This is a genomic window from Novosphingobium sp. (assembly GCF_031424035.1).
Taxonomy (GTDB): Bacteria; Pseudomonadota; Alphaproteobacteria; order Sphingomonadales; family Sphingomonadaceae; genus Novosphingobium.
Window position 1 is genome coordinate 14,964 of the sequence record NZ_JANPGP010000108.1, and the last position, 23,165, is coordinate 38,128.

General features: G+C 63.6%; 26 protein-coding genes and 1 tRNA gene. 17 read left to right on the top strand and 10 right to left on the bottom strand.

The window, feature by feature from the left end; genetic code table 11:
• Positions 1-22: 22 nt before the first annotated feature.
• Genes lipB through RMO89_RS14465 form a run of 3 tightly spaced genes read left to right on the top strand, consistent with a single transcriptional unit; the run spans position 23 to position 1,896 of the window.
• Complete coding sequence (lipB, locus tag RMO89_RS14455) at positions 23-700, top strand: lipoyl(octanoyl) transferase LipB (protein ID WP_310533958.1); 678 nt, start codon at positions 23-25, stop codon at positions 698-700.
• Positions 697-1,002 (top strand): hypothetical protein, encoded by a 306-nt coding sequence (locus RMO89_RS14460; RefSeq protein ID WP_310533960.1) that lies wholly within the window; start codon positions 697-699, stop codon positions 1,000-1,002. The genes lipB and RMO89_RS14460 overlap by 4 nt, the downstream gene beginning before the upstream one ends.
• A gap of 3 nt (positions 1,003-1,005) precedes the next feature.
• Positions 1,006-1,896: a DMT family transporter gene (locus RMO89_RS14465; RefSeq protein ID WP_310533961.1), complete on the top strand. Its 891-nt coding sequence runs from the start codon at positions 1,006-1,008 to the stop codon at positions 1,894-1,896.
• Positions 1,897-1,899: 3 nt separating this feature from the next.
• On the opposite strand, the gene RMO89_RS14470 is transcribed toward RMO89_RS14465, so the two are convergent.
• Positions 1,900-2,514, bottom strand: a complete 615-nt coding sequence (locus RMO89_RS14470; RefSeq protein ID WP_310533962.1) for an LON peptidase substrate-binding domain-containing protein — start codon at positions 2,512-2,514, stop codon at positions 1,900-1,902.
• Positions 2,514-3,416: a tetratricopeptide repeat protein gene (locus RMO89_RS14475; RefSeq protein WP_310533988.1), complete on the bottom strand. Its 903-nt coding sequence runs from the start codon at positions 3,414-3,416 to the stop codon at positions 2,514-2,516. Before RMO89_RS14475 ends, RMO89_RS14470 begins: the two co-directional genes overlap by 1 nt.
• A 185-nt stretch (positions 3,417-3,601) precedes the next feature.
• Here RMO89_RS14475 and RMO89_RS14480 point away from each other — a divergent pair.
• Together RMO89_RS14480 and RMO89_RS14485 are read left to right on the top strand one after the other, a co-directional pair.
• A tRNA-Gly gene (locus RMO89_RS14480) sits at positions 3,602-3,676 on the top strand.
• Between the two features lie 189 nt (positions 3,677-3,865).
• Entirely contained in the window at positions 3,866-4,396 is a 531-nt protein-coding gene (locus tag RMO89_RS14485) for a DUF6538 domain-containing protein (RefSeq protein ID WP_310533963.1), read from the top strand.
• A gap of 466 nt (positions 4,397-4,862) precedes the next feature.
• On the opposite strand, the gene RMO89_RS14490 is transcribed toward RMO89_RS14485, so the two are convergent.
• Entirely contained in the window at positions 4,863-5,150 is a 288-nt protein-coding gene (locus RMO89_RS14490) for a hypothetical protein (protein WP_310533964.1), read from the bottom strand.
• Between the two features lie 171 nt (positions 5,151-5,321).
• Between RMO89_RS14490 and RMO89_RS14495 the strand changes: the two genes are divergently transcribed.
• Positions 5,322-5,912 (top strand): recombinase family protein, encoded by a 591-nt coding sequence (locus RMO89_RS14495; RefSeq protein WP_310533965.1) that lies wholly within the window; start codon positions 5,322-5,324, stop codon positions 5,910-5,912.
• Between the two features lie 179 nt (positions 5,913-6,091).
• On the opposite strand, the gene RMO89_RS14500 is transcribed toward RMO89_RS14495, so the two are convergent.
• Complete coding sequence (locus RMO89_RS14500) at positions 6,092-6,238, bottom strand: hypothetical protein (RefSeq protein WP_310533966.1); 147 nt, start codon at positions 6,236-6,238, stop codon at positions 6,092-6,094.
• A 393-nt stretch (positions 6,239-6,631) separates the two neighbouring features.
• On the opposite strand from RMO89_RS14500, the gene RMO89_RS14505 reads away from it, so the two are divergent.
• From RMO89_RS14505 to RMO89_RS14515, 3 genes are read left to right on the top strand one after another with little or no spacing between them, the layout of a single operon-like run.
• Positions 6,632-8,026, top strand: coding sequence for a cytochrome ubiquinol oxidase subunit I (locus RMO89_RS14505; RefSeq protein ID WP_310533967.1), 1,395 nt, complete (start codon positions 6,632-6,634; stop codon positions 8,024-8,026).
• Positions 8,023-9,021 carry a cytochrome d ubiquinol oxidase subunit II gene (cydB, locus tag RMO89_RS14510; RefSeq protein ID WP_310533968.1) on the top strand — a complete coding sequence of 333 codons (999 nt, stop codon included), beginning with the start codon at positions 8,023-8,025 and terminating at the stop codon, positions 9,019-9,021. Before RMO89_RS14505 ends, cydB begins: the two co-directional genes overlap by 4 nt.
• Entirely contained in the window at positions 9,021-9,131 is a 111-nt protein-coding gene (locus RMO89_RS14515; RefSeq protein ID WP_310533970.1) for a DUF2474 family protein, read from the top strand. Before cydB ends, RMO89_RS14515 begins: the two co-directional genes overlap by 1 nt.
• A 10-nt stretch (positions 9,132-9,141) precedes the next feature.
• Here RMO89_RS14515 and RMO89_RS14520 read toward each other — a convergent pair whose 3' ends face one another.
• A complete protein-coding gene (locus tag RMO89_RS14520; protein WP_310533971.1) occupies positions 9,142-10,296 on the bottom strand; it encodes a sulfotransferase in 1,155 nt (384 codons plus the stop codon).
• A gap of 53 nt (positions 10,297-10,349) precedes the next feature.
• On the opposite strand from RMO89_RS14520, the gene RMO89_RS14525 reads away from it, so the two are divergent.
• A complete protein-coding gene (locus RMO89_RS14525; protein ID WP_310533972.1) occupies positions 10,350-10,922 on the top strand; it encodes a nucleotidyltransferase family protein in 573 nt (190 codons plus the stop codon).
• Here RMO89_RS14525 and RMO89_RS14530 read toward each other — a convergent pair.
• Positions 10,919-12,355: an aromatic ring-hydroxylating dioxygenase subunit alpha gene (locus RMO89_RS14530; protein WP_310533974.1), complete on the bottom strand. Its 1,437-nt coding sequence runs from the start codon at positions 12,353-12,355 to the stop codon at positions 10,919-10,921. The two genes, RMO89_RS14525 and RMO89_RS14530, sit on opposite strands and share 4 nt — an antisense overlap.
• Positions 12,356-12,366: 11 nt before the next feature.
• The gene (locus tag RMO89_RS14535) at positions 12,367-14,196 is read right to left on the bottom strand and encodes an NAD(P)/FAD-dependent oxidoreductase (protein WP_310533975.1); all 1,830 of its coding nucleotides are present in this window, start codon (positions 14,194-14,196) and stop codon (positions 12,367-12,369) included.
• Positions 14,197-14,440: 244 nt separating this feature from the next.
• Here RMO89_RS14535 and RMO89_RS14540 point away from each other — a divergent pair, with 244 nt between their 5' ends.
• From RMO89_RS14540 to RMO89_RS14555, 4 genes are all read left to right on the top strand, one after another.
• A complete protein-coding gene (locus tag RMO89_RS14540) occupies positions 14,441-14,806 on the top strand; it encodes a hypothetical protein (protein WP_310533976.1) in 366 nt (121 codons plus the stop codon).
• Entirely contained in the window at positions 14,806-15,630 is an 825-nt protein-coding gene (locus RMO89_RS14545; protein ID WP_310533978.1) for an SDR family oxidoreductase, read from the top strand. The genes RMO89_RS14540 and RMO89_RS14545 overlap by 1 nt, the downstream gene beginning before the upstream one ends.
• Entirely contained in the window at positions 15,630-16,787 is a 1,158-nt protein-coding gene (locus RMO89_RS14550) for an LLM class flavin-dependent oxidoreductase (protein WP_310533979.1), read from the top strand. Before RMO89_RS14545 ends, RMO89_RS14550 begins: the two co-directional genes overlap by 1 nt.
• A 133-nt stretch (positions 16,788-16,920) precedes the next feature.
• Entirely contained in the window at positions 16,921-17,760 is an 840-nt protein-coding gene (locus tag RMO89_RS14555) for an alpha/beta hydrolase fold domain-containing protein (RefSeq protein ID WP_310533980.1), read from the top strand.
• Positions 17,761-17,902: 142 nt separating this feature from the next.
• Here RMO89_RS14555 and mtgA read toward each other — a convergent pair whose 3' ends face one another.
• From mtgA to RMO89_RS14570, 3 genes are all read right to left on the bottom strand, one after another.
• Entirely contained in the window at positions 17,903-18,628 is a 726-nt protein-coding gene (gene mtgA / locus RMO89_RS14560) for a monofunctional biosynthetic peptidoglycan transglycosylase (protein ID WP_310533982.1), read from the bottom strand.
• 102 nt (positions 18,629-18,730) lie between these two features.
• Positions 18,731-19,657 (bottom strand): RNA polymerase sigma factor RpoH, encoded by a 927-nt coding sequence (gene rpoH / locus RMO89_RS14565; protein WP_310533983.1) that lies wholly within the window; start codon positions 19,655-19,657, stop codon positions 18,731-18,733.
• Positions 19,658-19,762: 105 nt separating this feature from the next.
• Positions 19,763-20,710, bottom strand: a complete 948-nt coding sequence (locus RMO89_RS14570; protein WP_310533985.1) for an RluA family pseudouridine synthase — start codon at positions 20,708-20,710, stop codon at positions 19,763-19,765.
• A gap of 9 nt (positions 20,711-20,719) precedes the next feature.
• Here RMO89_RS14570 and RMO89_RS14575 point away from each other — a divergent pair, with 9 nt between their 5' ends.
• From RMO89_RS14575 to RMO89_RS14585, 3 genes are all read left to right on the top strand, one after another.
• Positions 20,720-21,121, top strand: coding sequence for a M67 family metallopeptidase (locus tag RMO89_RS14575; RefSeq protein WP_310533986.1), 402 nt, complete (start codon positions 20,720-20,722; stop codon positions 21,119-21,121).
• A 170-nt stretch (positions 21,122-21,291) separates the two neighbouring features.
• Positions 21,292-21,933, top strand: a complete 642-nt coding sequence (locus RMO89_RS14580) for a histidine phosphotransferase family protein (protein ID WP_310533987.1) — start codon at positions 21,292-21,294, stop codon at positions 21,931-21,933.
• 13 nt (positions 21,934-21,946) lie between these two features.
• Positions 21,947-22,651, top strand: a complete 705-nt coding sequence (locus RMO89_RS14585) for an N-acetylmuramoyl-L-alanine amidase (RefSeq protein ID WP_310533989.1) — start codon at positions 21,947-21,949, stop codon at positions 22,649-22,651.
• Positions 22,652-23,165 lie beyond the last annotated feature (514 nt).

Consider the following 23,165-nt stretch of genomic DNA (forward strand, 5'->3'; position numbering starts at 1 on the left):
CAAACCCCGGCAGGCAACCGGCATGGTCCAAGGGCTCCCCATCGATATCGAATGGCGCGTCGAAACCGCGCGCGTTCCCTATCGCGCTGCGCTTGACGAAATGGCGGCGCGCAATGCCGCGATTGCCGCTGGCGAGGCGGAGGAACTGGTCTGGCTGCTCGAACATCCGCCAGTCTACACGGCGGGCACCAGCGCAGCGGCGGGCGAATTGCTCGATCCGCGCTTCGAAGTGGTCGAGGCCGGGCGCGGCGGGCGCTATACCTATCACGGGCCGGGGCAGCGGGTCGGCTATGTCCTGCTCGACCTGCGCAAACGGGCGCGCGATGCCCGCGGCTTCGTCCATGCGCTCGAAGGCTGGGTGATCGATACGCTCGGCGATTTCGGCGTTTCATCATGGCGGGTCGATGGCCGTGTGGGCATCTGGACGCGTGACATCGACGGATCGGAGGCCAAGATCGGCGCGATCGGCGTGCGCATCCGCAAATGGGTGACGATGCACGGCTTCGCGGTGAACATCGCGCCCGACCTCTCGCATTTCGGCGGCATCGTCCCTTGCGGCATCGGCGATGCCGGGGTCACCAGCCTTGAACGGCTTGGTGTGACGCTTGCCTTCGAGGACTGGGATCGGGCATTGTTCGCCCGCGCCGGGGAATTTCTCGCCCGACTTGATGTACCTTGCCCGGGGGAAGGACCCGCATGACCCAACTCTGTCAGAATCGGCCCATCCTGATCCTTGCCGCAGCCATTGCCATGCTGCCGCTGGCCGCTTGCAACAGCAAGCCCGAGACGCAGGCGCAGGCCGGCGGCGAGATCCTTGAAGGATCGATCAGCGATGCCATGTTGCCGCTCGACACGGCAACCTCGCAGCCGCCGCTCGCGCCGAAGTCCGCGAACACCGGTGGCAGCGGCAATGACAAGGACGCGGCAGACGAGGACAAGGCTGATCCCGCCGCCAAGCCCGAAGATCCTGCGCCAAAGGCCCCTGCCGCCGAGCCGGAATAGGTCTTGGCCGAACCGCAAACCCTGCAGCCGCCGCGCACTTGGCAATGGCGGCACTTCCTCGCCTTGCTGGCCGCCAACGCGGCGCTGGCACTAGGTCCGTGGTGGGTGCGCATGGCGGACAGCGGTCCGGTGTCCGCTGGATTCTGGCGCTGCTTCCTGCCGTTGCCGCTGCTCTTCGCCTTTGCCCGGTTCAGCGGCCAGCCGGTCAGCGGGTTCCCGCGCCGCACGCTGCTGATCGTGCTCGCCGCCGGGCTGTTCTTCGGCGTCGACATTGCCTCGTGGCACATCGGCATCGGCATGACGCGGCTGGGCAATGCCACGCTGTTCGGCAATGCCGGCAGCCTGATCGTGATGATCTGGGGCTTCGTCGCCCTGCGCCGCCGCCCGCACTGGCCCGAAGCGCTGGCCATCCTTGCCGCGATTGCCGGGGCGGCCATCCTGTTCGGACGCAGTCTGGAGATTTCCACCCGCACGCTCGCCGGCGATCTGTTCAGCTTGTTCGCCGGAGTCTGCTACGCGTTCTACCTGATCCCGCTGCAAACCGCGCGCGGCACACTGGGCAACTGGTCGCTGCTCGCCTGGTCAAGCCTCGCCAGCGCGCCGCTGCTGCTGGCGATTGCACTGGCGCTGGGCGAGCCGATCTGGCCGACGACCTGGTGGCCGGTGATTGGGCTGGCCCTGTCGAGCCAGGTGCTGGGGCAGGGGCTGCTGGTTTATTCGCTGAAGCATTTCCGCCCGCTGGTGATCGGGCTGATGCTGCTGACCCAGCCGGTGATCGGCGTGCTCGCCGGCTGGCTGGCCTTCGACGAGGCCGTGGGCGGGGTCGACCTGCTGGGCATGGCGCTGGTCGCCAGCGCACTGGTCATCGCGCGGGCGAGTGAGAAATCCGCCTAAGTCTTATTGCAAAGTCACGCGCTCGTCGTCGCCGTCGCCGTGGCCATAGAACTGCATGAGTTGGACCATCAGTTCGCAGCGGTCGGAAATGCTGTCGGCCTCGAGCAGGGCCTGCTTCGATGCTGGGTCGAACGGGGCGATCTGCGACACGCCGTTGATCAGAGATACGTCATCGAGCCGGGCAACCGATTCCCAATCGACACTGTACCCCTGCGCCTCGGCAAAGCGGCGCGCCTCGCGTTCAAAGCTGGCGCGTTCGATCGCGGCGAGAGCTTCCTCGCAGCGCTCCTCGATCAGTTCGCCCTCGATCTGGCGGAACGGCGTGGTGACATCGAGTTCGCGCACCATGCGAAAGCGTGATTCGCCGACCAGCACCACGTTGAAGCGGCCATCTTCCAGCGCCTCGACCTCGTCGATCTTGCCAAGGCAGCCGACGGCATAGAGCGGCGCGCCTTCCTCGGCACGTTGCGGCTGGATCATGCCGATGCGCCGGTCGCGCGCCAGCGAATCGGTAATCATCGAGCGATAGCGCGGCTCGAAGATGTGCAGCGGCAGTTGCAGCCCGGGCAGCAGGATCACGCCGGTGAGCGGAAAAATCGAGATGCGGGTTTTGGACACTAGCCGAACAACACCGTCGAGAGCTTGCGGCGGGTGGCCGAAACCCACGGGTCTTCCAGCCCGATCGCCTCGAAGATCTGCAGCAGCTTGGTCCGCGCCGCTCCCTCGTTCCATTCGCGGTCGGCGGCGATCATGCGCAGCAGCGTTTCCGCCGCCGCATCGCGGTCGCCCGCGGCAAAGGCGGCGCTGGCCCAGGCGAACTGCTTGTCCATGTCAGCGGGGGATTCGGCGGCGGCGGCGCGAAGCACGGCCAGCTCGCTGTCCTCGGGCCGATGGGCGGCGAGTTCGAGCGCGGCCTTGGCCTGCGCCAGTGCCGGATCGCCAGCCATCGCTGGATCAAGCGCGGCGATCACCGCGCGCGCTTCCTCGATCTGGCCAGCCAGAGCCAGCGCGCGGATCAGACCGGCGTGGGCGGGAACCGAATCGGGGGCGATTTCGACGATCTGGGAAAAGACACCTGCCGCCCGCTCGCCATCGCCGCTGGCCAGCACGTCCTCGCCCATCGCGATCAACGGGGCAATGTCTTGCGCCGGCGAACCGCCGCCGGGCTGGATCGGCAACTTTTCAAGCAACTGGTCGAGCATCGTTTTCAATTGCGATTCGCTGCGGGCGTTGGTCAGGTCGGCAACCGGCTGTCCCTGGAACAGGGCATAGACCGTCGGGATCGATTTGACCTGAAACTGACCGGCGATGAACGGTTCCTCATCGACATTGATCTTGGCCAGCACGACGCCCTTTTCGGCATATTCGGCGCAGACCTTTTCCAGCAACGGTGTAAGTGCCTTGCACGGACCGCACCATTCGGCCCAGAAATCCAGCACGACCAGACCCGTCATCGATGGTTCGACCACCGCGCTGCGAAAGCGATCGACGGCCTTCTGTTCCTCGATGTTCAGTCCCATGCTCGCCACGCGCTAACTCCTTTTCGCCAAGCGCCTTATGTGGGCCCTGCCACGAATTTGTGAAGGCCGGAAGCGCCCCGGCGTCGCGGATTGCACATTCAATGCAGAATCCCCCTTGGCAAGGTCCAAACCCGGTGCTAACCGCGCGCCTCACCCGGACGGCCCAGCCGTTCCATGGCGCCAGAGCGGGCGTAGCTCAGGGGTAGAGCACAACCTTGCCAAGGTTGGGGTCGAGGGTTCGAATCCCTTCGCCCGCTCCAGTTTTTCACCACATCGCAGAACTCCGCCAGAAACCGTCTGGCCAACGGTCGTGCGCGCGAATCCTCTACACAGAGCTTCTACACAGTGGTGTCGCCAATGGTGGTCAAACTGTCGGTAAACGCTCGGAAAAGTCGCGGGCTGGCTTCTACACAAAGCTTCTACACAATCGACCAGTTGGTCTCACACTCGTGGGTCGAACTTACCATTACCGTCGTCGTGTCCCCGTCGATGTTGCGGGAGTCTTGGGCCGCCGCGAAATCTGGCGTTCGCTTGATACCGATAGTTACACGGGTGCTGTTCGACGGCTTCATCTGGCGGCAATCGCGGTCGAGGCGGAGTTCGAACAGGCTCGACATTCGTTGGGGAAGGCCATCGATCCCAAGCTGCTCATGACGGTCGATTCACGGTCTGGTGACGGTCTCGCGTCAGCCAGCCCGCCAGTCGATTCCGCAGTGGCAACCGACGCTGTTGCGCTCGATGCACCCCGCACCTCCGAGCGCACGATTGGCGAAGTCTACGTCCAGTTTCTCGCAGACCCGAAGCACACATGGTCGAAGCGCACTACCATTGCACACGAGACGACCCGTCGTTGGGTGATGGAAGTGTTCGGTGAGCAAGCGCCAATCACCGAGATTACTCGGGAAGGCTGCCGTCAGTTCGTTGACCTGCTGCGCCGTATGGCTGCAACTTCACGCGCGGCAAGGATGTCCTGTTTCTGACCGATTACAACTCGGGAGTTCTGAGGTTGAAGTTTGGTCGGAACCGGAGCGAACCGTTTGAGCTTACGACCCGATTCAATGGCTCGCGTCAGGTGCTTTTCAATCCCATGGACAAGCGCCCACAGATGACGGGCTTCTTCACGGGAGGAGTCGGCGATTTCACAGTTCATCTGGTTTCGAAATCCAGACTACGAACATCGGGCGAAGAACAGTCGAGCGCCCCGGCGACCATGATTGTGCGGTTCAATTTCACAGACCAGACTTCCCGAGATGCGCCTGATCGACACGAGCAGATTTCGGTGGACGGCGTGATCTCCTGTTACGCCTAAGAGCCATTCCGAAACCCTCTGCTGCCAACACGCTCTCAGACTGTCGCGTTTGAGCCATTCGCGGTGTTTGCTTTTTGCCATTCCGCAACCGAGTGAAAGCGGAATGGGGGCAGCCTGATCGGCCACCCCCACCATGCTCAGTCGCGGTGCGAGTAGAAGCTGCCGGATTCGGTGTTGTAGGTGCGCTTCCACTTCCGGCGACCGCGAACCTTGAAGGTCGGACCAAGCCATTCGCGGATGAGGCGTCCGACGAGTTCGTTGACCTTCTGCTCGCCGAGATGGTGCTCGATCATTGGAGCGACGATGAGGATTGGCGGTTCACCGTTTCGGGCTGCGTCAATGACAGCCGGAGCATTGGCGCGAAGGGCGTGGGCAGTAGCGAGTCCAGCGGGACTGGTCTTGAAGTGGTCGAGGCCGAAAGCCATGACGGGTCTCCTCAGGTGGTTGATCGCCATGACCTCTCGGCCATGACAATGCGTATTCATTTGAGGCCCCGAGAAATTAGCACCCACGGGGTCGTCTTGAGACGAGCCGCCTTTCCATAGCGCCAAGCCGAAATGCTTGACGGATTCAAGGACTGGAGAGAGTCCGTGGAAATGAAGAAACGCATCGCCATCTACACCCGCGTGTCGCAGGACTCGCAAACGACAGAGAACCAGCGCCGCGAACTTCTTGCCGTCGCTGAACGCAACGGTTGGGAGATCGTCGCCGAGTTCGAAGATCACGGGATCAGTGGCGCGAAAGGGCGCGAGCAACGTCCTGCTTACGACAAGCTCATGAAGGCAATCGCACGGCGGGAAATCGATCTGGTGGCATGCTGGGCCGTGGACCGGCTTGGACGTTCCCTTCAACACCTTGTCGCCTTCCTCACAGAAGTGAACGCGAAGGGCGTCGATCTCTACCTGCACCAGCAGGCTCTCGATACCAGCACGCCCAGTGGCAGGGCGATGTTCGGCATGCTCAGCGTGTTCGCCGATTTTGAGCGCGAGATGATCCGCAGCAGAATCATGGCTGGCCTTGCGCGTAGTTCGAAGAAGAGCGGCAGACCCCCACTCGATGCCGACAAGGAACGCCGTGTTCGCAAGATGCTCGACCAAGGCACCTCAGTGAATGGCACCGCGAAGAAGCTCAGGATCGGCGTCGCCACAGTCCATCGCATCAAGACGCGGATGGCCCAAGCCGCCTGACCACGGACAGCCCGAATGGGAAAACACAATGTCAATGCAGCGAACCTGACTGGCATGCCGCGCCGTAGCGCTTCGATACGGACTTACGAATCGGAGCATACATCAGGTCGATTCCAGTCCGCATTATTGCTCTTCGGTCTCGACATCGGGCCACCGCCAGCATCGCCATCGTCGAAACATCAGGCCGGTGCATCCGCCAACCAGAGGACGACCAGCACATGCCCACCAATGACGATGACCAGACCGTCCCCGCGAATACCGACCCGCACGGTCCCCAGCGCATCACCGACGCTGCTGGCGACGAGCAGATGCTTCCAGACCGTCAACGCCGACAGTCAAAGACCGTCAGCACTCAGCCTGCCCCCGACCCTACCAGCGCGCCGCAGGGGCCTTGTGAGGCTCAGGAAAACGGTTTGAGACTGTCAACATCGCATGGCTCCGAAACCACGACCGAGCCGCTCCCTTCGCCCGCTCCAGTTTTCACGACAGATCCGATTTTTCGGCGGGCCTTGCGCCCAGCGGCGGGGAACCCTCGAGTTCTTGTCTGTGCTACGCGGCAAGCCGCTGCGCTGGGGGTTGGCAGCTGTGGACCTCGGTCACCACCGGGCGAAATAGACAACTGACAATGCAGTTTTTGCAAGCACCATCCTGATCGTAGCCTGCTACATGGTCGGCATGAACCGGGCAGTTCTTTCGGGCCAGCCCAGGGAGAAGCAAAAATGACTGCGCTGATGCTGGCCCGCGCCCAGTTCGCTTTCACCGTGAGCTTCCATTTTCTGTTCCCGGCCTTCACGATCGGGCTCGCCAGCTTCCTGGCTGTGCTTGAGGGGCTGTGGCTGAGCACCGGCAAGGGCGTTTATGCGAACCTCTATCGCTACTGGCTCAAGATATTCGCTGTCGTCTTCGCCATGGGCGTCGTCTCGGGCATCGTCATGTCCTATCAGTTCGGCACCAACTGGTCGGTGTTTTCGGACAAGGCGGGGCCGGTCATCGGTCCTCTGATGGCCTATGAAGTGCTGACGGCGTTCTTTCTCGAGGCCGGATTTCTGGGAGTCATGCTGTTCGGCATCAACAAGGTGGGGCGGCGCCTGCACTTTGTCGCGACGCTGGCGGTCGCTGTCGGCACCTTTATCTCGGCATTCTGGATTCTGGCGGTGAACAGCTGGATGCAGACGCCCGTGGGCTATGAGCTGGGCGCCAATGGACAGTTCCTGCCTGGCCCGAGCTGGTGGGCGATCATCTTCAATCCCAGTTTTCCGTACCGGCTGGTCCACACCGTGATCGCGGCCTATCTGACCACGGCCTTTGCTGTCGGCGGAGTTGGCGCGTGGCACCTGCTCAAGGATCGCACCAACCCGGGTGCGCGCAAGATGTTTTCGATGGCGATGTGGATGGCGGCTTTGGTGGCGCCGATCCAGATCCTCGCCGGGGACATGCACGGGCTCAACACGCTCGAGCATCAGCCAGCCAAGGTCATGGCCATGGAAGGCCACTATCAGAGCCACCCCAATGGTGCGCCGCTGATCCTGTTCGGCATCCCCAACAGCGCGGAGCAGCGGGTCGACTATGCCATTGCGATTCCCAAGGCCTCGTCGCTGATCCTGAAGCACGATCCCGATGCGCCGCTCAACGGACTGGACACCATTGCGCCGGCTGACAGGCCGCCGGTGGGGATCGTCTTCTGGGCCTTTCGCGTGATGGTCGGGCTGGGCTTTGCCATGGTCGCGGTGGGCGTGTGGAGCCTGATCGCGCGAAGCCGCAAGCGATTGTACGACTGGCCGTGGCTGCACCGTGCGGCGCTGGTCATGGGCCCGGCGGGCTTTGTCGCGGTGCTGGCGGGGTGGGTGGTCACCGAGGGCGGACGCCAGCCTTTCACGATCTACGGTCTGCTGCGCACTGCCGACAGTGCCTCGCCGCTCGCTGCTCCTGCCGTTGCAGCTTCGCTCATTGCCTTTGTGCTGGTCTACTTCAGCGTATTCGGCACCGGCATCTGGTATCTGCTGCGTCTGATGAAAAAGCCGCCCGAGGCTCACGAGGCAGCGCTCGATGGTTCACCGATACGCACCGCCGGCATCACGCCGGCTCCGGCGGTGATCGAAGGAGAAGGCGCATGATCGATCTGACCGTCATCTGGGCCGGGATCATCGGCTTCGCCATTGTCGCCTATGTCGTGATGGACGGATTTGACCTCGGCATCGGGATCCTGTTCCCGTGGATCAAGGTCGGTGCCGAACGCGATACCGCGATGAACAGCATCGCACCGGTGTGGGATGGCAACGAAACCTGGCTGGTGCTTGGCGGCGGTGGACTGCTTGCCGCCTTTCCGCTGGCCTATGCCATAATTCTCCCGGCGCTTTACGCCCCGCTCATGGCGATGCTGCTCGGGCTGGTGCTGCGCGGCGTTGCTTTCGAGTTTCGCTGGCGCGACCCGGCGCACCGGCCCACCTGGGATGCCGCTTTCCATGCCGGTTCGCTGATTGCCACCATTGCGCAAGGGATAACGCTGGGCGCGCTGCTGCAAGGCATTACGATCAGTGGCAGGGCCTATGCTGGCGGCTGGTGGGAATGGCTCTCGCCTTTCAGCCTGCTGACCGGCGCAGGCCTAGTGATCGGCTATGCCCTGCTCGGATCGTGCTGGCTGATCTGGAAGACCGAAGGTCCGTTGCAGGCGCACGCCTTTGGCCGCGCCCGTCTCCTGGGGATCCTGCTGCTAGGCGCGATCACGGCGGTGAGCCTCGCCACGCTGACGCTGGAGCCGCAGTATTATATGCGCTGGCTGTCCTTCCCCGGGGTGCTCGCCACGGCGCAGGTTCCGCTGGCATCGTTGATTGTCTCTGTGCTGTATTTCCGCAGCCTGCAGCACAAGCGCGAGGCGCAGCCGTTCTTTTACGCGCTAGGTCTGTTCGGCCTGTGCATTGTCGGCCTGGGTATCTCGATCTGGCCCAATGTCATTCCGGCGCGTGTATCGATCTGGGAGGCGGCCGCGCCTTATCGCAGCCAGATGTTCATGCTGATCGGCGCCGGGATCATGGTGCCGGTGATCCTTGCCTATACCGGCTGGGCCTATTGGGTGTTCCGCGGCAAGGTGGGCAGCGAGGGCTATCACTGATGGGCCGCCCCTTGAGCCAGATCCTGTGGTTCGTCGGCATCTGGACGATCAGCGTGGCGGCGCTTGGCGGAGTCTCCATGGTGCTGCGCTTCTGGCTGAGGCAGGGTTGAAGAGCGGCGGTCAGATCCCGAAGCGTTCCCGGTAAAAGGCGAAGCGTTCCCGCAGCGCCGCCTTGTCGAGCCCGTAATCGGCGGGGTCGATCTGGCGCGTGCCGTGCTTGTCTTTCGGGGTATCCTCGCGCCAGCGGCGCATGCCTTCGCGGGCTTGCGGGGTGAGGTCTTCACCCAGCCAGTCATACAGCGCTTCGATCGGGGGCCAGGGATCGGCCTGGAATTCGGCAAATTTCACGTCGAAGAACCGCGCGTCGTTCGCGCCTTCGCGGAACTTGATCACGCGGTTCATGCCCAGCTCGCAATATTCGATGTTGACCGCGCCGAGCCAGTCCTTGTCGACGCTGTCGGCGAAGGGCTTGGTATATTCGTAATAGAGGTCGGCGACCGAGGTCACGACATCAGCGGGATCGCGGTGCGTCATCCAGAAGCGGGCATCGGGGAACACGGCGTTCAGGTCGTCGATCCACAAGATGTGGCTGGGGTTCTTCAGCCGCCAATGGGTGTGCGGGCCAAGCGCCGAAGGGCAGCGCCATTGCAGCAGTTTCAGCGTGCGCTTGACCCAGCGGTAGGTGCTCTTGAGGTCGGCCTCGTGGTGCAGCCAGTCGACGTAGCTGCGCACCTGATGCATCGCCTGGAAAATCTGCGCCTTGAAATCCATGCCCATGATCAGCTGGCATTCGGTGGGCGATGTCGCCGTGCTGGGCAGCATCTGCTTGGCGCGGGGGAAGCGTTCGTCGCGGACTTTCATCGATGCTTCGGCAAGCGCGATGCGCGGATCGCTGTCATAGGTCGCGGTTTCGGGCGGCGGGCAGAGCTGCATCGGCTCCCAGGTGCGGAGCGTGCGGACGGCGGGGTCTTCGCCCAGCATGCAGGAGAAGGCCGTCGATCCGGTGCGCGGCAGGCCAAGGCCGATCAGCGGCGCGACGAACTGTTCGTCGTCGATCTCGGGATGGCGGGCAAACCAGCTTTCGACTTCGAGCCGCTGCTTGAGCAGGTCGACGACCATGCCGTCAAACACCGCCGCGCCCATCTGGGTGTGGTGCGCTTCGGTTTCTGCCGAATGGACCAGCCGTTCGAGTCCTTCCTGCCAGCCATCCGCGCCGAAATCATCGAACTGCGCCGCTTGCCGCGCGCGTTCGAGCAGCCCCTCGATCCGGTTCACCCTCGATCTCCCACTTGCCGTTTGCGCAAGCCTAGCGCAATTCAGGCGGGACCATGACACGCCCAGCCGATATCGTGATTGCCCTGCTCGGAGCAGGCCGCGCCAGCCGCTTCGGCGCGGATAAGCTGGCCCAGCCCTGCGCCGGCAAGCCGCTGGGGCAATGGGCACTGGAGGCGGCACAGGCGACCGGGCTGCCGGTGGTGTGGATTGCCGGGGAGCGGGCACCGGACTTCGTCACTTGCGAGGTTGCGCGCAACTCCCACGCAAGCGAGGGCATGGGCACTTCGGTAGCGCTCGCCGCACGGTTGGCAGTTGAGCGGGGCGCAGGGGCGCTGCTGGTGATGCTGGCGGACATGCCGCTGGTCACGACGGACCTGTTGGCGCGGCTGGTGGAGGCGGACGCGCCATCGGCCTGCGCCTATGGGAGCGAGCCCGGCGCCCCGGCGCTGATCCCGGCCACGCTGTTCGGGGAGCTCGCGGCCTTGTCCGGTGACATGGGTGCAGCGCGGGTGCTGCGCGGGCGCGGCGATGTCTCGCTGGTCGAGGCAAGCGCCGAAGCCCTGTTCGACGTTGATACCCCGCAGGCGCTGGCCGAGGCCGAGCGCCTGCTGCAAAGCCGCGCCTAGTTGACCTCGAACAGCGGCTTGGGCGCGCCGCGGCCTTGCATCATCCGCGCCAGGTTGCGGTGGAGGTTGATCACCTTCTGCTCCTGATGAGGGTTGGGCAGGGTGCCGCGGAAGCCCGAGCTTTTCATGCCCTTCTGGACGAATTCCATGTTGGAGAAGTCCTGCTCCAGCACCGAGCCCCAGTTCTCCGCCGTCGGAGCGGCATAGACCCATTCGGTCTTCGGTTCTTCGCCTTCGGGGAAGCGCTCGAGCGCGTAGCTTTCGAACACGCATTTGTTGGGATCATCGCCATAGGGGCGCACGCGGTAGCAGAGGGCAAAGGTCACGCCGTGGAGGATGTTCTGGTTGGGCCAGAGCCCCCAGGCGAGGCCGGCTTCGGCCATCACGTCGCCGGGAATTTCCGGCCAGATCACGCCGCGCTTGGCATCGTCTGCCTTGGCCGAGGCCATCCAGTGCGCGATGACTTCCTGCGCCGGGGTGCCTTCGGGAAGTTCCTCGACGAGGCGGCTGGCGGCGTTGACCAGCGTTTCAGTCGAGGCGGAGAAGTTCACCGTCTCGTAGTTTTCGCGGATCAGTTCATAGGTTGAGCTGCGCGGATCGTCGCCTTTGCCGGCACGGGTGGTGCCGCTCGCCTCGTTCATCTGGAAGTCGACATCGCGGGTGTCGTAGCTCGATACCGAATGCCAGCCGTACTGCTTCGACATGGCGTAATAGTTGCCATAGGCGAGCAGCTGCGTGTGCGTGCCGGCGACGTGGTAGGGCTCAAGGAAGGCCTCGATCGCGGTCTTCCAGTTGCACGGATAGATCGCCCATTGCCGCCACTTGTAGCGCATTTTCGCCAGGTCAAAGTGGCTGAGGATCTCCCCTGCACGGCCCATGAAGCGTTCCAGCGATTCGCTGCCGGGGTCCATGTTGATGTAGATATAGCCGCCCCAGGTACCGACCTTGACGGTCGACAGGCAGGTCAGTTCGGGCGTCAGCCGGTTCTGCCAGTCCTGCGGGTCGAGGATGTAGGTATTCTCACCCTCGGTATTGAAGGTCCAGCCGTGGAAGCCGCAGATGAAGTTCTTGCGGTTCTTGCCGCGCACCGAATGGACCGGCTGGTCGCTCTTGCTGTTCAGGCCGGGCAAGTGGTCCGGGACCGAGACGAGCTGGCGGCCGCGGTGCGGGCAGACGTTGTGGAAGGCGCGGAACGCCTCACCGCTGTCACCTTCGGCCACGCGCACGACGATCACCGATTCATCGGCGACATTGTAGGTCAGCCAGTCACCGACATCGGGCAGGTCTTCCAGCCGCTCCACCATCTGCCAGACCTTGGGCCACAGCAGCCGCTTTTCGGCCTCCAGATATTCGGGGCTGAGGAAAGCCTCGTTGCCATAGGTCGCCAGAACCTCGCGGTCCATGTCCTCGTCGGTGATCACGCGCTCAGTCATTGCCTTGCTCCTCAGCGCAGTTCCATGCCGTCGAACTGGCCCGCTTCGCGCCAGCCATTGATCAGCCCCCGCCAGGCATCCCAGCCGTGGCCATAGGCGCGGAACAGCGACCACGGTGCGTCCTTTTGCCCCTCGTTCGAGAAGTAGCTCGGCGTGCATTCGGCCTGGAAGGCGGAGACGTCGATCTCGATCTCGGCGAAGTGGTTGCAATAGGCTTCCATGCCTTCCTGCGTCGTTTCAGCAACGGCCAGACCGCGCCGCTGCGTTTCGCCAATAATCCATGCGGCGTGCTCGGCCTGCCGGCCGAACTGTTCGGTGACCGATCCGTTGAGCCCGCCCTGAATGTAGCCGATGAAGTACATGTTCGGGAAACCGTTGGTGGTCACGCCGTGCAGGGTCTTCGCGCCGCGACGCCAGTGATCGTAGAGCGAGGCGCCGTTGCGGCCATCGACCGCGTCAAAGCCCCAGCGGCGTTCCAGCTCGCTCGACACTTCAAAGCCCGATGCGAAGATGATGCAATCGACCTCGTATTCAACGCCGTCCTGGATGAAGCCCTTCTCGGTGATTTCCTGAAGGCCCTGTGTGTTTGAAGTATCGACCAGCGTCACATTGGGCTGGTTGAACGCGGGATAGAAGGTGTCGCTGGACAGCGGTCGCTTGCACAGGAAGCGGTAGTACGGCTTCAGCTTTTCGGCCAGTTCCGGGTCGCTGATCAGTTCGTCGGCGCGGCGGCGGAAGCGTTCCATGATCTGGTAATCGACCACTTCGCGCTTGGCCATGAACTCTTCGGGGCTGAGCTGCGGATAGCCTTCCTCGGCCATCTGCGCCCACAGGTTGCGGTTGAGCTCGGTCCAGAAATCGCAGACCAGATCAGGCTCGCCGGGCTTGGGCATTTCCATCGCGTGGCGCTGGAAATTGGCGATGCGCTCCTGCTGCCAGCCGGGTTCCAGGCTGGCGATCCAGTCGGGGTCGGTCGGCGGGTTGGGCCGGGTATCAACGCACGAAGGGGTGCGCTGCACGACATAAAGATGCTTGGCGCTCTTGGCGAGGAACGGCACGGCCTGGATCGCCGTGGCGCCCGTGCCGACGATGGCGACGCGCTTGTCAGCCAGCTTGTCCAGCACCGGGTTGTCGCACGAACCGCCGGTGTAATCGTATTCCCAGCGGCTGGTGTGGAACATCTTGCCCTTGAACCTGGCGATGCCGTTGATCCCGGGCAGCTTGGGCATGTTGAGCACGCCGCAGGCCATGACCACGTGGCGGGCGAGGATTTCATCGCCGCGGTCGGTCGAAACGTGCCAGCGCTGGATCGAATCGTCCCAGCGCAGCGCGGTGATCAGCGTGTGGAACAGCGCCCTGTCGGCAAAGCCGTACTTCTCGGCGATCAGGCGGATATAGCCCATGATCTCCGGCCCCGGCGCGAACCGGCGCGAGGGCATGAAGCCGGTTTCTTCCAGCAGCGGCAGGTAGCAATAGCTTTCGTTGTCGCACTGGATGCCCGGATAGCGGTTCCAGTACCACACGCCGCCAAAGTCGCCCGCGTGGTCGATGTTGCGGAAGTTGGTGACGCCCTGCTGCGTCAGGTAATAGCTGGCCATGACCCCGCCGAAGCCGCCGCCGAGCACGGCCACGTCAAGCTCTTCGCTCACCGGATCGCGCGGGGCGACCGGCATGTGCGGATCGGTGTTGTACAGGTCGTGCAACTGGCCCGGGCCATCGTGGATGTACTGCGCGCCGGCCTTCGAATTCAGGCGCTTGTCCCGCTCGGCATAATACTTTGCGCGCAGGGCCGGGATATCGAGTTCATCAGCCGACGGCACATCGGTGGGCTTGCAGTCCATGGTATCTCCCGTGCCCTTTTCGCGGGCAATTTATAATCAACAGTGTTGTTCACTAAGTCGCAGCGGACAGATTCGCAAGGTGCGAAGTTTCGCCAGTTTGGCAAGCGGCTATGCTGCGCAAGTCTGCGCCCCGGCGATGCCTTTGGGTCAAGTCGTCTGGACGCGCTGCAATGCGGTTTGGCTCTGGCCAGCGCGGCCCGATCGCGTCAGTTTCCCGGGCAGACACAAGCGTGGGAGAGACGCGATGGCCAAGGTGATCGTCATGCACGATGCCGCCACCCCGTGGGAAGAGGTGCGGCCCGACTGGCAGGCGAAGTATGCGGACGGCGATGCCGGGCTGCGTTTCAAGCGTCTGCTCAGCCATGGCCCCGGCATGCCGAACATGCAGCGCACCGAATATCGCCCCCACCACCACGAACCGCCGCACAGCCACCCCGAGGACGAAGTGCTTTTCGTCCTGTCCGGCGCGCTGTTCCACGGGCGCGAAAAGCTGGGCTTTGGCGATGCGATCTATGTCGCGAAGGATACCACCTACAGCCTGCGGACCGAGGACGAAGGCGCCAGTTTCGTGCGCGTCGGCTTCGGCGAACTTTCGGAAGGACTTGCCTGATGTCCATTGCCATCGACCTGACCGGCAAGGTCATCCTCATCTGCGGCGCGGCGCGCGGCGGCATCGGCGGCGCGACCGCGCGGCAGGCCTCGGCTGCCGGGGCGAGCGTCATCGTACTCGATCACGATCAGGCCCTGGTGGACGAAACGGCGGCGGAAATCCGGGCATCGGGCGGCGATGCGCAGGCGCTGGTCTGTGACCTCACCGATCCGGCGGCCACCGATGGCCTGATCGAGCGGATCTTTGCCCGCCACGGCCGGCTTGACGGCGTGGTCAATGTTGCCGGTGGCACGCGAGAGGACGAATGGCGGCCGCTCGATGAAACCCCGCTCGATTCGTTCCGGGCGACGCTCAACCTCAACCTCGAATATGTGTTCCGCATCTGCCGCGATACGGCCAAGGCGTGGATCGACCGCGACCTGCCGGGTTCGCTGGTCAACATCGGTTCGGTCTCGTCGCTTACCTCCGCGCCGTGGCACGGACCATACGGCGCGGCGAAGGCCGGCATTTCCGCGCTCACCCGCACCATGGCCAATGAGTGGGGCGAATTCGGTATTCGCGCCAACACGGTCAATCCGGGCGGCGTGCTGTCGGAACGGGTGCGGGTGCGCATCCCGCCGGCCAATGTCGATTCGGCAAATAGCAACGTGGTCTTCGTCAGCACCGACGAGATGGCCTGGCCGATCGTCTTCCTGCTGTCCGACCTCGCCGCCGGCATTTCCGGCCAGACCCTGACCATCGACCGCGCGCTTTCGACCAAGTTCTGCGCCGGTGCGCGCAAATCGCGTAAAGAAGTTGCCGCTCAACAGCAGGGATCACGCTGATGGAACTGGGACTGCTCTACGAATTCGAGGCACCGCAACCCTGGGCCAAACCGCACCCGTGGGGCCAGCGCGAGGCCGAGCGCAAGGGCTACCACGATGCGATCGAACAGATCGTGCTGGCCGACCAGAAGGGCTTTTCGACCGTGTGGTGCGTGGAGCATCACTTCCGTGAAGGGCGCAGCCATATGCCCTGTTCGGAGGCCGTGCTCGGCGCGCTCAGCCAGATCACCAAGGACATCCGGCTCGGCTTTGGCGTGACGCTGATGCCGCACGAATTCATCCACCCGGCGCGCGTGGCGGAGAAGGTGGCGACAGTCGATGTGCTCAGCCAGGGGCGGGTCGAATGGGGCATCGGACGTTCGACGCCGATGGAGCAGACGGCCTTCGGCGTCGACATTCCGCGCTCGAAGGAAAAGATGCTGGCAGCGGCGCGGACCGTGGTCGGCATGTGGGAACAGGAGTATTATTCCGAGGATTCCGAGTTCCTGAAATTCCCGCCACGCATGGTCACGCCCAAGCCGTGGCAGGACCCGCACCCGCCGGTCTGGCTCGCCGCATCGAGCCATGAAAGCGCGCGGTTTGCCGGCGAGAATGGCCTTGGCCTGCTGTGCTTCTCGATCATGACCCCGCTCGACAAGCTGGCCGAGATTCTTGCCGTCTACAAGGAAGGCCAGAGCCGCGCCAAGCCGCTGACCGGCGTGCACACCAACAAGGTTGGTACCTATACGCTGGTCCACTGCGCCCGCTCTCGCGCCGATTTCGAAGCGAACAAGCTGTGGGAATCGATGTGGTGGTGGTACACCACGGTGGCGGAATTCTTGCTCAAGTGGGAGCTCAACCTGCTACCGCCCGAAGCGCAGGACAAGGCCTTTCCGCTGCTGAAAAAGCAGGCGGATCGCGACTTCGACATCACCCAGTTCGATAAGGAAGACATGGTCATCGTCGGCACGCCTGAGGAATGCCTTGCCAAGTTCCTGCGCTATGAGGAAGCCGGGGTCGATCAGGTGCTGTGCTATGTCAATTTCGGCCACCTGACGCACGAAGCGGTAAAAGAATCGATCGGATTGCTGGGCGATTACGTGATCCCGGAACTGAAGAAGGCCGGGGCCTCGCGGATGGCGCGAAGCCTTGAGGCGTCGGTACAGGCCGCGAAGTGAGCAAGGCCGATTTTCACCACTCTTCGTCATTCCCGCGCAGGCGGGGATCCATCTGCGACGTAGCGTTTGGGGTGACGTTGGAGATGGGTTCCCGCCTGCGCGGGAATGACGAGACATTGGCAGGATATCGGGCGTGAACATTCCGCCCGAACGTCCGGGCGATCCGGCCCTCGCCGACCTCGCTGGCCTGCGCGCCGGGGCGGAGGCGGCCTGCGCGAGTGGCAAGTGGGCGACGCGGCGGCCGGTTGAGTCCGTACGACTGGGCGGTTGCGAAGTTCTGCGGGTGGCGCCACTATGCGCAGCGCGCGGGCGCGTGCTGCATTTTCACGGCGGCGGTTACCGGCTTGGCATGCCCGAAATGGACTGCCCCTTTGCCGAAGCACTGGCCGATGCCTGCGGGGTGGAAGTGCTGCTGCCGCGCTATCGGCTGGCCCCTGAACATCCGTTTCCGGCTGGGCTGAACGATGGACTTGCCGCCTTTGACGCCATGCCGGCAGACGTGCCGCGCCTGTTATCAGGCGCTTCGGCGGGCGGAGGCATTGCCGCTGCCAGCGCCTCGCTGCGAAGCGGAGAGGCCGCCGGTCTGATGCTCCATTCGGCCTGGCTCGACCTGTCAGTCACCGCGCCGAGCTATGACAGCAATGCGGAGAGCGACCCGCTGTTTTCGCGCACTTCGGCTGAAGATGCTTCCGCATTGTACCTTCAGGGCGCAAACCCGGCGCATCCGCTGGCCTCGCCGTTGCTTGCTGATCCTGCTGGCTTCCCGCCGACGCTTATCTCTGTCGGATCAGGCGAAGTGCTGATCGATGATGCCCGCGCGATGGCGGAGCGGTTGGGCGACAAGGCGCGGCTGCTTGAGGTTTCGGGGATGGACCATGTCGCCGTGACGCGTGATGCCGAAGCCCCTGGTGCGGTGGAGGTGTTCGCTGCAACCTGCGCGTTCATCCAGCAGCTTTTGGACAGAACGTCCTGACCCAAAAGCCGTCGCCCCCGCGCAGGCGGGGGCCTATCCCGGCTCTGCCCGTGCACTCAACCTGTCGTTCGCTAACTAGGGCAGATGGGCCCCCGCCTGCGCGGGGGCGACGAGAGTACTGTGGTGGTCGATCTAGAGCCCCTCAGTCGTACACACACCCATCATAATCGCTCGTCTTGATCACTGACGTCCGCGCCGCGATGGTGTTGCCGTGGCGGCGGGTGAAGCCACCCGGATCGACGACATCGCGCTTCTTCGGGCTGGGGAGCGCTGCGGCGATCCGCGCCGCCTCGATCCGGCTGAGCTTCGCAGCGGAGTGCTTGTAGTACCGCTGCGCCCCGGCCTCGACGCCGTAGGTGCCGATGCCGGTTTCAGCGACGTTGAGGTAGACCTCCATGATCCGCCGCTTGCCCCAGATGTTCTCGATCAGCACGGTGAACCATGCCTCCAGACCCTTGCGGAACAGGCCGCCGCCTTGCCACAGGAAGACGTTCTTCGCGGTCTGCTGGCTGATCGTCGAGCCACCGCGCACGCGCTTGCTGCGCTGGTTGCGCTCCCACGCCTTCTGCATCGCCTCGGTATCGAAGCCGCCATGCGTGCAGAACTTGCCGTCCTCGCCGGCGATTACCGCAGCGACCATGTTGCGGTCGATCCGGCTGAGCGGGGTCCAATCCTTCTCGAAGCCGCGCGGGTCCATGACCATGGTCGCGGTGACCGGCACCGGCACCCATTTGAACAGGATCACCAGGCCAATGCTGATCATCACGAACCAGATGAAGCCGCGCGCCACCCACCAGGAGAAGCGGTAGAGCCAGCCACGATTCGGGCCGGGACGGGGCAGGCTGGGCAGACGCAGGCGGCGCTTCATCGCGCGATCCTAACGGGCATGGCGCCCCGCTGGCAATGGCCGGATAAGGAAAAGCCCGCCCGCGCGGGTGCGCAGGCAAGCCTTCCGGTGTTCAAGGCAGGATCAGGCGGCGATCAGGTGCTTTTCGCCAGCGATCCGCAGCATGGCCTTCTGCAGCTTTTCAAAGGCGCGCACCTCGATCTGGCGGACGCGTTCGCGGCTGACGTTGTAGGTCTGCGACAGTTCCTCGAGCGTCTTGGGCTCGTCGATCAGACGGCGCTCGGTGAGGATGTGCTTCTCCCGGTCGTTGAGGCTGTCCATCGCTTCGAGCAGCAGGGCATGGCGGAAACCCGCTTCCTGCGCTTCGGCAACGGTTTCGTCCTGCAGCGGGCCTTCATCGGCCAGCACGTCCTGCCACTGGCCTTCGCCTTCCTCGTTGAGGCTGACGTTGAGGCTGGCATCGCCGCCCATCATCATGCGGCGGTTCATGTTGACCACCTCATGCTCGGACACGCCCAGCTTGGTGGCGATCAGCTTCAGGTGATCGGGGTGAAGGTCGGAATCCTCATAGGCGTCGAGGTTCTTCTTCATCCGGCGCAGGTTGAAGAACAGCTTCTTCTGCGCCGCCGTGGTGCCCATCTTGACGAGGGACCAGCTGCGCAGGATGAATTCCTGGATCGAGGCCTTGATCCACCACATGGCATAGGTGGCAAGACGGAAGCCCCGATCGGGCTCGAACTTCTTGACGCCTTGCATCAGGCCGATGTTGCCTTCTGAAATGAGTTCGGACACCGGCAGGCCATAGCCGCGATAGCCCATGGCGATCTTCGCCACGAGTCGCAGGTGGCTGGTAACCAGCTGCTTGGCCGCTTCGGGGTCCTGATGTTCCGCATAACGCTTGGCGAGCATATATTCCGTTTCCGGTGCCAGCATGGGGAACTTCTTGATTTCGCTGAGATACCTGTTGAGGCTCGCCTCACCACCCAAAGCAGGCATGGTCGTTGGCGTAGCAGGCAGGTTACCCTGCGGGTTGCTGTCAAAGTCGGACATCGTCTTCAATCGTCCTTTCACTGTCGGCTTGCCCATTGGAGACCCTTTCTAGGCATCCCCGCGCGGCAGCCACGGGAACTGTCATAGCAAATTACGGCGAAAAAATCATCTCAATTCGACCAACAGCGCCTCCATATCGGCGGGTAACAAGCTGGAAAACCGCACGGACTGGCCAGTTACCGGGTGTTCGAAGCCCAGAACGGCGGCGTGAAGCGCTTGCCTGCGAAAACCGATTCGCTCCAACAACGCGCGTAAGGGGGCGGGGTTCCTGCCGTACACCGGATCACCCAATAACGAATGACCGATGGACGCCATGTGAACGCGGACCTGGTGGGTTCTCCCGGTCTCCAAACGGCACTCCACCATGGCGGAGTGCCCCAGCATTTCCAGCACCTTGTAATGGGTGACCGCATGCTTGCCGCGGAGGTCCTTTTCGTGGAGCACGGCCATCTTCTTGCGGTCGTGCGCCGAGCGGCCAAGATGGGTGGCGATCGTGCCTTCCAGCACTTTCGGACGGCCGCCGACCAGCGCGATGTAGGCGCGTTCGATCGAATGGTCGGCGAACTGTCGGGCCAGCCCTTCGTGCGCCGCATTGGTCTTGGCGACGACGAGCAGCCCGGAGGTATCCTTGTCGATGCGGTGAACGATGCCCGGACGCGCCACGCCGCCGATGCCAGAGAGCTGCCCCTGGCAATGGTGGAGCAGCGCATTGACCAGCGTGCCATCCAGATTGCCGGCGGCGGGATGGACAACCAGCCCGGCGGGCTTGTCGATCACGATCAGGTGTTCATCCTCGAACACGATGTTGAGCGGAATATCCTGCGCCTGCGCTTCCGAAGCGGCCACGGCGGGGACGCGTATGGTCCATTCCGCGCCCTCGGCCGCCTTGAGCGAGCCTTGGCTGGCGACCTTACCGGCAAGCTGCACCCGGCCTTCGCCCATAAGTGTCTTGATGCGTTCGCGCGAAAGGCCGGTGGCGGAGCTGAGCGCCTTGTCGAGCCGCTCGCCGCCATTGGCGATAATGCCTTGCAGAACTGACTCGACGTCCCCCATGTCATGCAGATGGGAACCGACATCGGCGTGACAAGTGGCGCAATTGCCACAGTTCTCGAATTTGCAGCGCGCGAACACCCGCGCGAGGCTTGCGGGCTGCTGCTGGGGCGCGCCGGGGTGATCGAGCGCGCCCAGCCTTGCGCCAATGTGGCCGCCGATCCGCTCCGCCATTTCGAGATCGATCCCGCCGCGCTGATCGCCGCACACCGCGCCGAACGCGCCGGGGGCGAGGCGCTGATCGGCTACTGGCATTCGCACCCAGAGGGCCATCCGCTGCCCTCTGCGACTGATTGCGAACACGCCAGCGGTGACGGCCGCGTCTGGGCCATTGCCGCCGCGGGAGAGGTGACATTCTGGCGTGATGGGCCGGGGGGCTTCGAAGCGCTTTCCACGCGAGTCTCAGGGATGTAAGGGAGAATCAATTCCTCCTCCAACGGGGGAGGGGGACCACCCGCAGGGTGGTGGAGGGGCACTCTCGTCTGGTTATGGCCTTGAAAGGTCATGCAATCCGGCCCGTGCCCCTCCACCATGCTGCGCATGGTCCCCCTCCCCGTGCCGGGGAGGATCCAGAAGGACCGCACATGACCATTTCCGCCATCGATCTTGCTTCCATGCTCTGTTCGCGGCTGTGCCACGACATGCTCAGCCCGGTGGGCGCGCTGTCGAACGGGCTGGAGCTGTTGGCCGAGGAACGCGACGGCGAGATGCGCAAGCGTATTGTCGAGCTGCTTGAACAGAGCGCCAAGACCAGCGCCGACAAATTGAAGTTCTTCCGGCTCGCCTTTGGCGCGGCGGGCGGCTTTGGTGAAATGGTGCCGGTGGCCGAGCCGCGTGCGCTGGTCGAAGGGCTGGTAAGCAACAACGAACGCATCACCCTGCAATGGAATGTCGCGGCGGAATCGCTGCCCAAGCCGGCGGTCAAGGTGCTGCTCAACCTCTCGCTGTTCGGCATGGAAGCGCTGGTGCGCGGCGGCACGCTCGAAGTCGGCGCCGAGCTTAACGACGGCGCGAGCGAGATCGTCGTGCGCGCCACCGGGCCGCGCATCGCCTTTGACGAGACGGTGGGCAAGGCGCTCGAAGGGAAATTGCCCGAAGATCAATTGTCGAGCCGCACGGCCCCTGCCGCGCTGATCCAGGCGGTGGCGCAGGAACTGGGCGGCGGGGTGCAATATGCGCTGAGCGACGGGGCGCTGGTGCTCGGCGCCGTGCTGCCGGGGGCCTGACAGCTTGAACTCGATGCGCGACTGGCTGGTGCACCGGCAGATGCCGTCGCCCAATTTCAACGCACGCGAACTGCCGGTCTCGATGATCGTGCTGCACTATACCGGGATGCTGTCCGCCGACGAGGCGCTGGAGCGGCTGTGCAGCGAGGAAGCCGGCGTTTCCGCGCATTACCTGATCGACGAAGGCGGCCTTGTGACCCAGATGGTCGCCGAGGAAAACCGCGCCTGGCATGCCGGCAAAAGCTATTGGCGCGGAATCACCGACATCAATTCGGCCAGCGTCGGCATCGAACTGGTCAATCCGGGGCACGAATTCGGCTACCGCGATTTTCCCGAAGCCCAGATCGAGGCCCTGCTGCCGCTGCTCTCCGACATCAAGAAGCGCCACGGCGTCTCGCGCTCGAACGTGGTCGGCCATTCGGACATTGCCCCGGCGCGCAAGACCGATCCGGGCGAACTGTTCCCATGGGAACGACTGGCGCGGCACAAACTCGCCATCCCGTCACCGCGCCCGTCGCTGCGGCTGGGGTTCGACAATGACGGGGCGTTCTATCTGGCGCTCGAGCGGTTCGGCTATGACATCACCGACGGCCCGGCAGCGGTGCGCGCTTTTGAACGCCGCTGGCGGCCCGAGCGGATTACCGGTGAGATTGATGGCGAGATTTCTGCGCTGTTGTTTGAGTTGTTGCTGCAAAGGGATGCGGGGAAGGCGAGGTAGCGTCAGGCTTGAGTGGCAAATGGACGTTGACGGATACCACGCGCCCATTAGGCTGCAAACGTGTTAAAACGTCTAACCCCCGCCACCGCTTTATTGGCGTTAACGGCATGCTCCGACACATGCGCTAACAACCTCGTCACGCGGGTCGAAGCGCCTGATGGTCGCCATAGTGCTGCATTGTTTCAGAGAGACTGCGGGGCAACAAGCGGCTTTTCTACGCAGATTTCTGTACTGTCGGCTGGCGAAAAGATGGCTGGAATTGGCAACGCTTTCCGAGCAGATGACGACCACGGAGCCGCTGTCGTCGGTGCGTGGGGCGGACCTTGGGCTGAAACCAAGTGGTTGAGTAATGAGCATCTGCTCATACGCTATGCTGGTCGATCCCGAATATTCGAGCAGAACAATAAAGTGTCCGACGTCAAGATTAGCTTTGAACCGGTCGCTCGGTGAAACGTCCGCAATGGGGTGGCGGCGGACCTGCTAGCTCCCAGCCGTTCTAGCCAAGCTTGCGCCA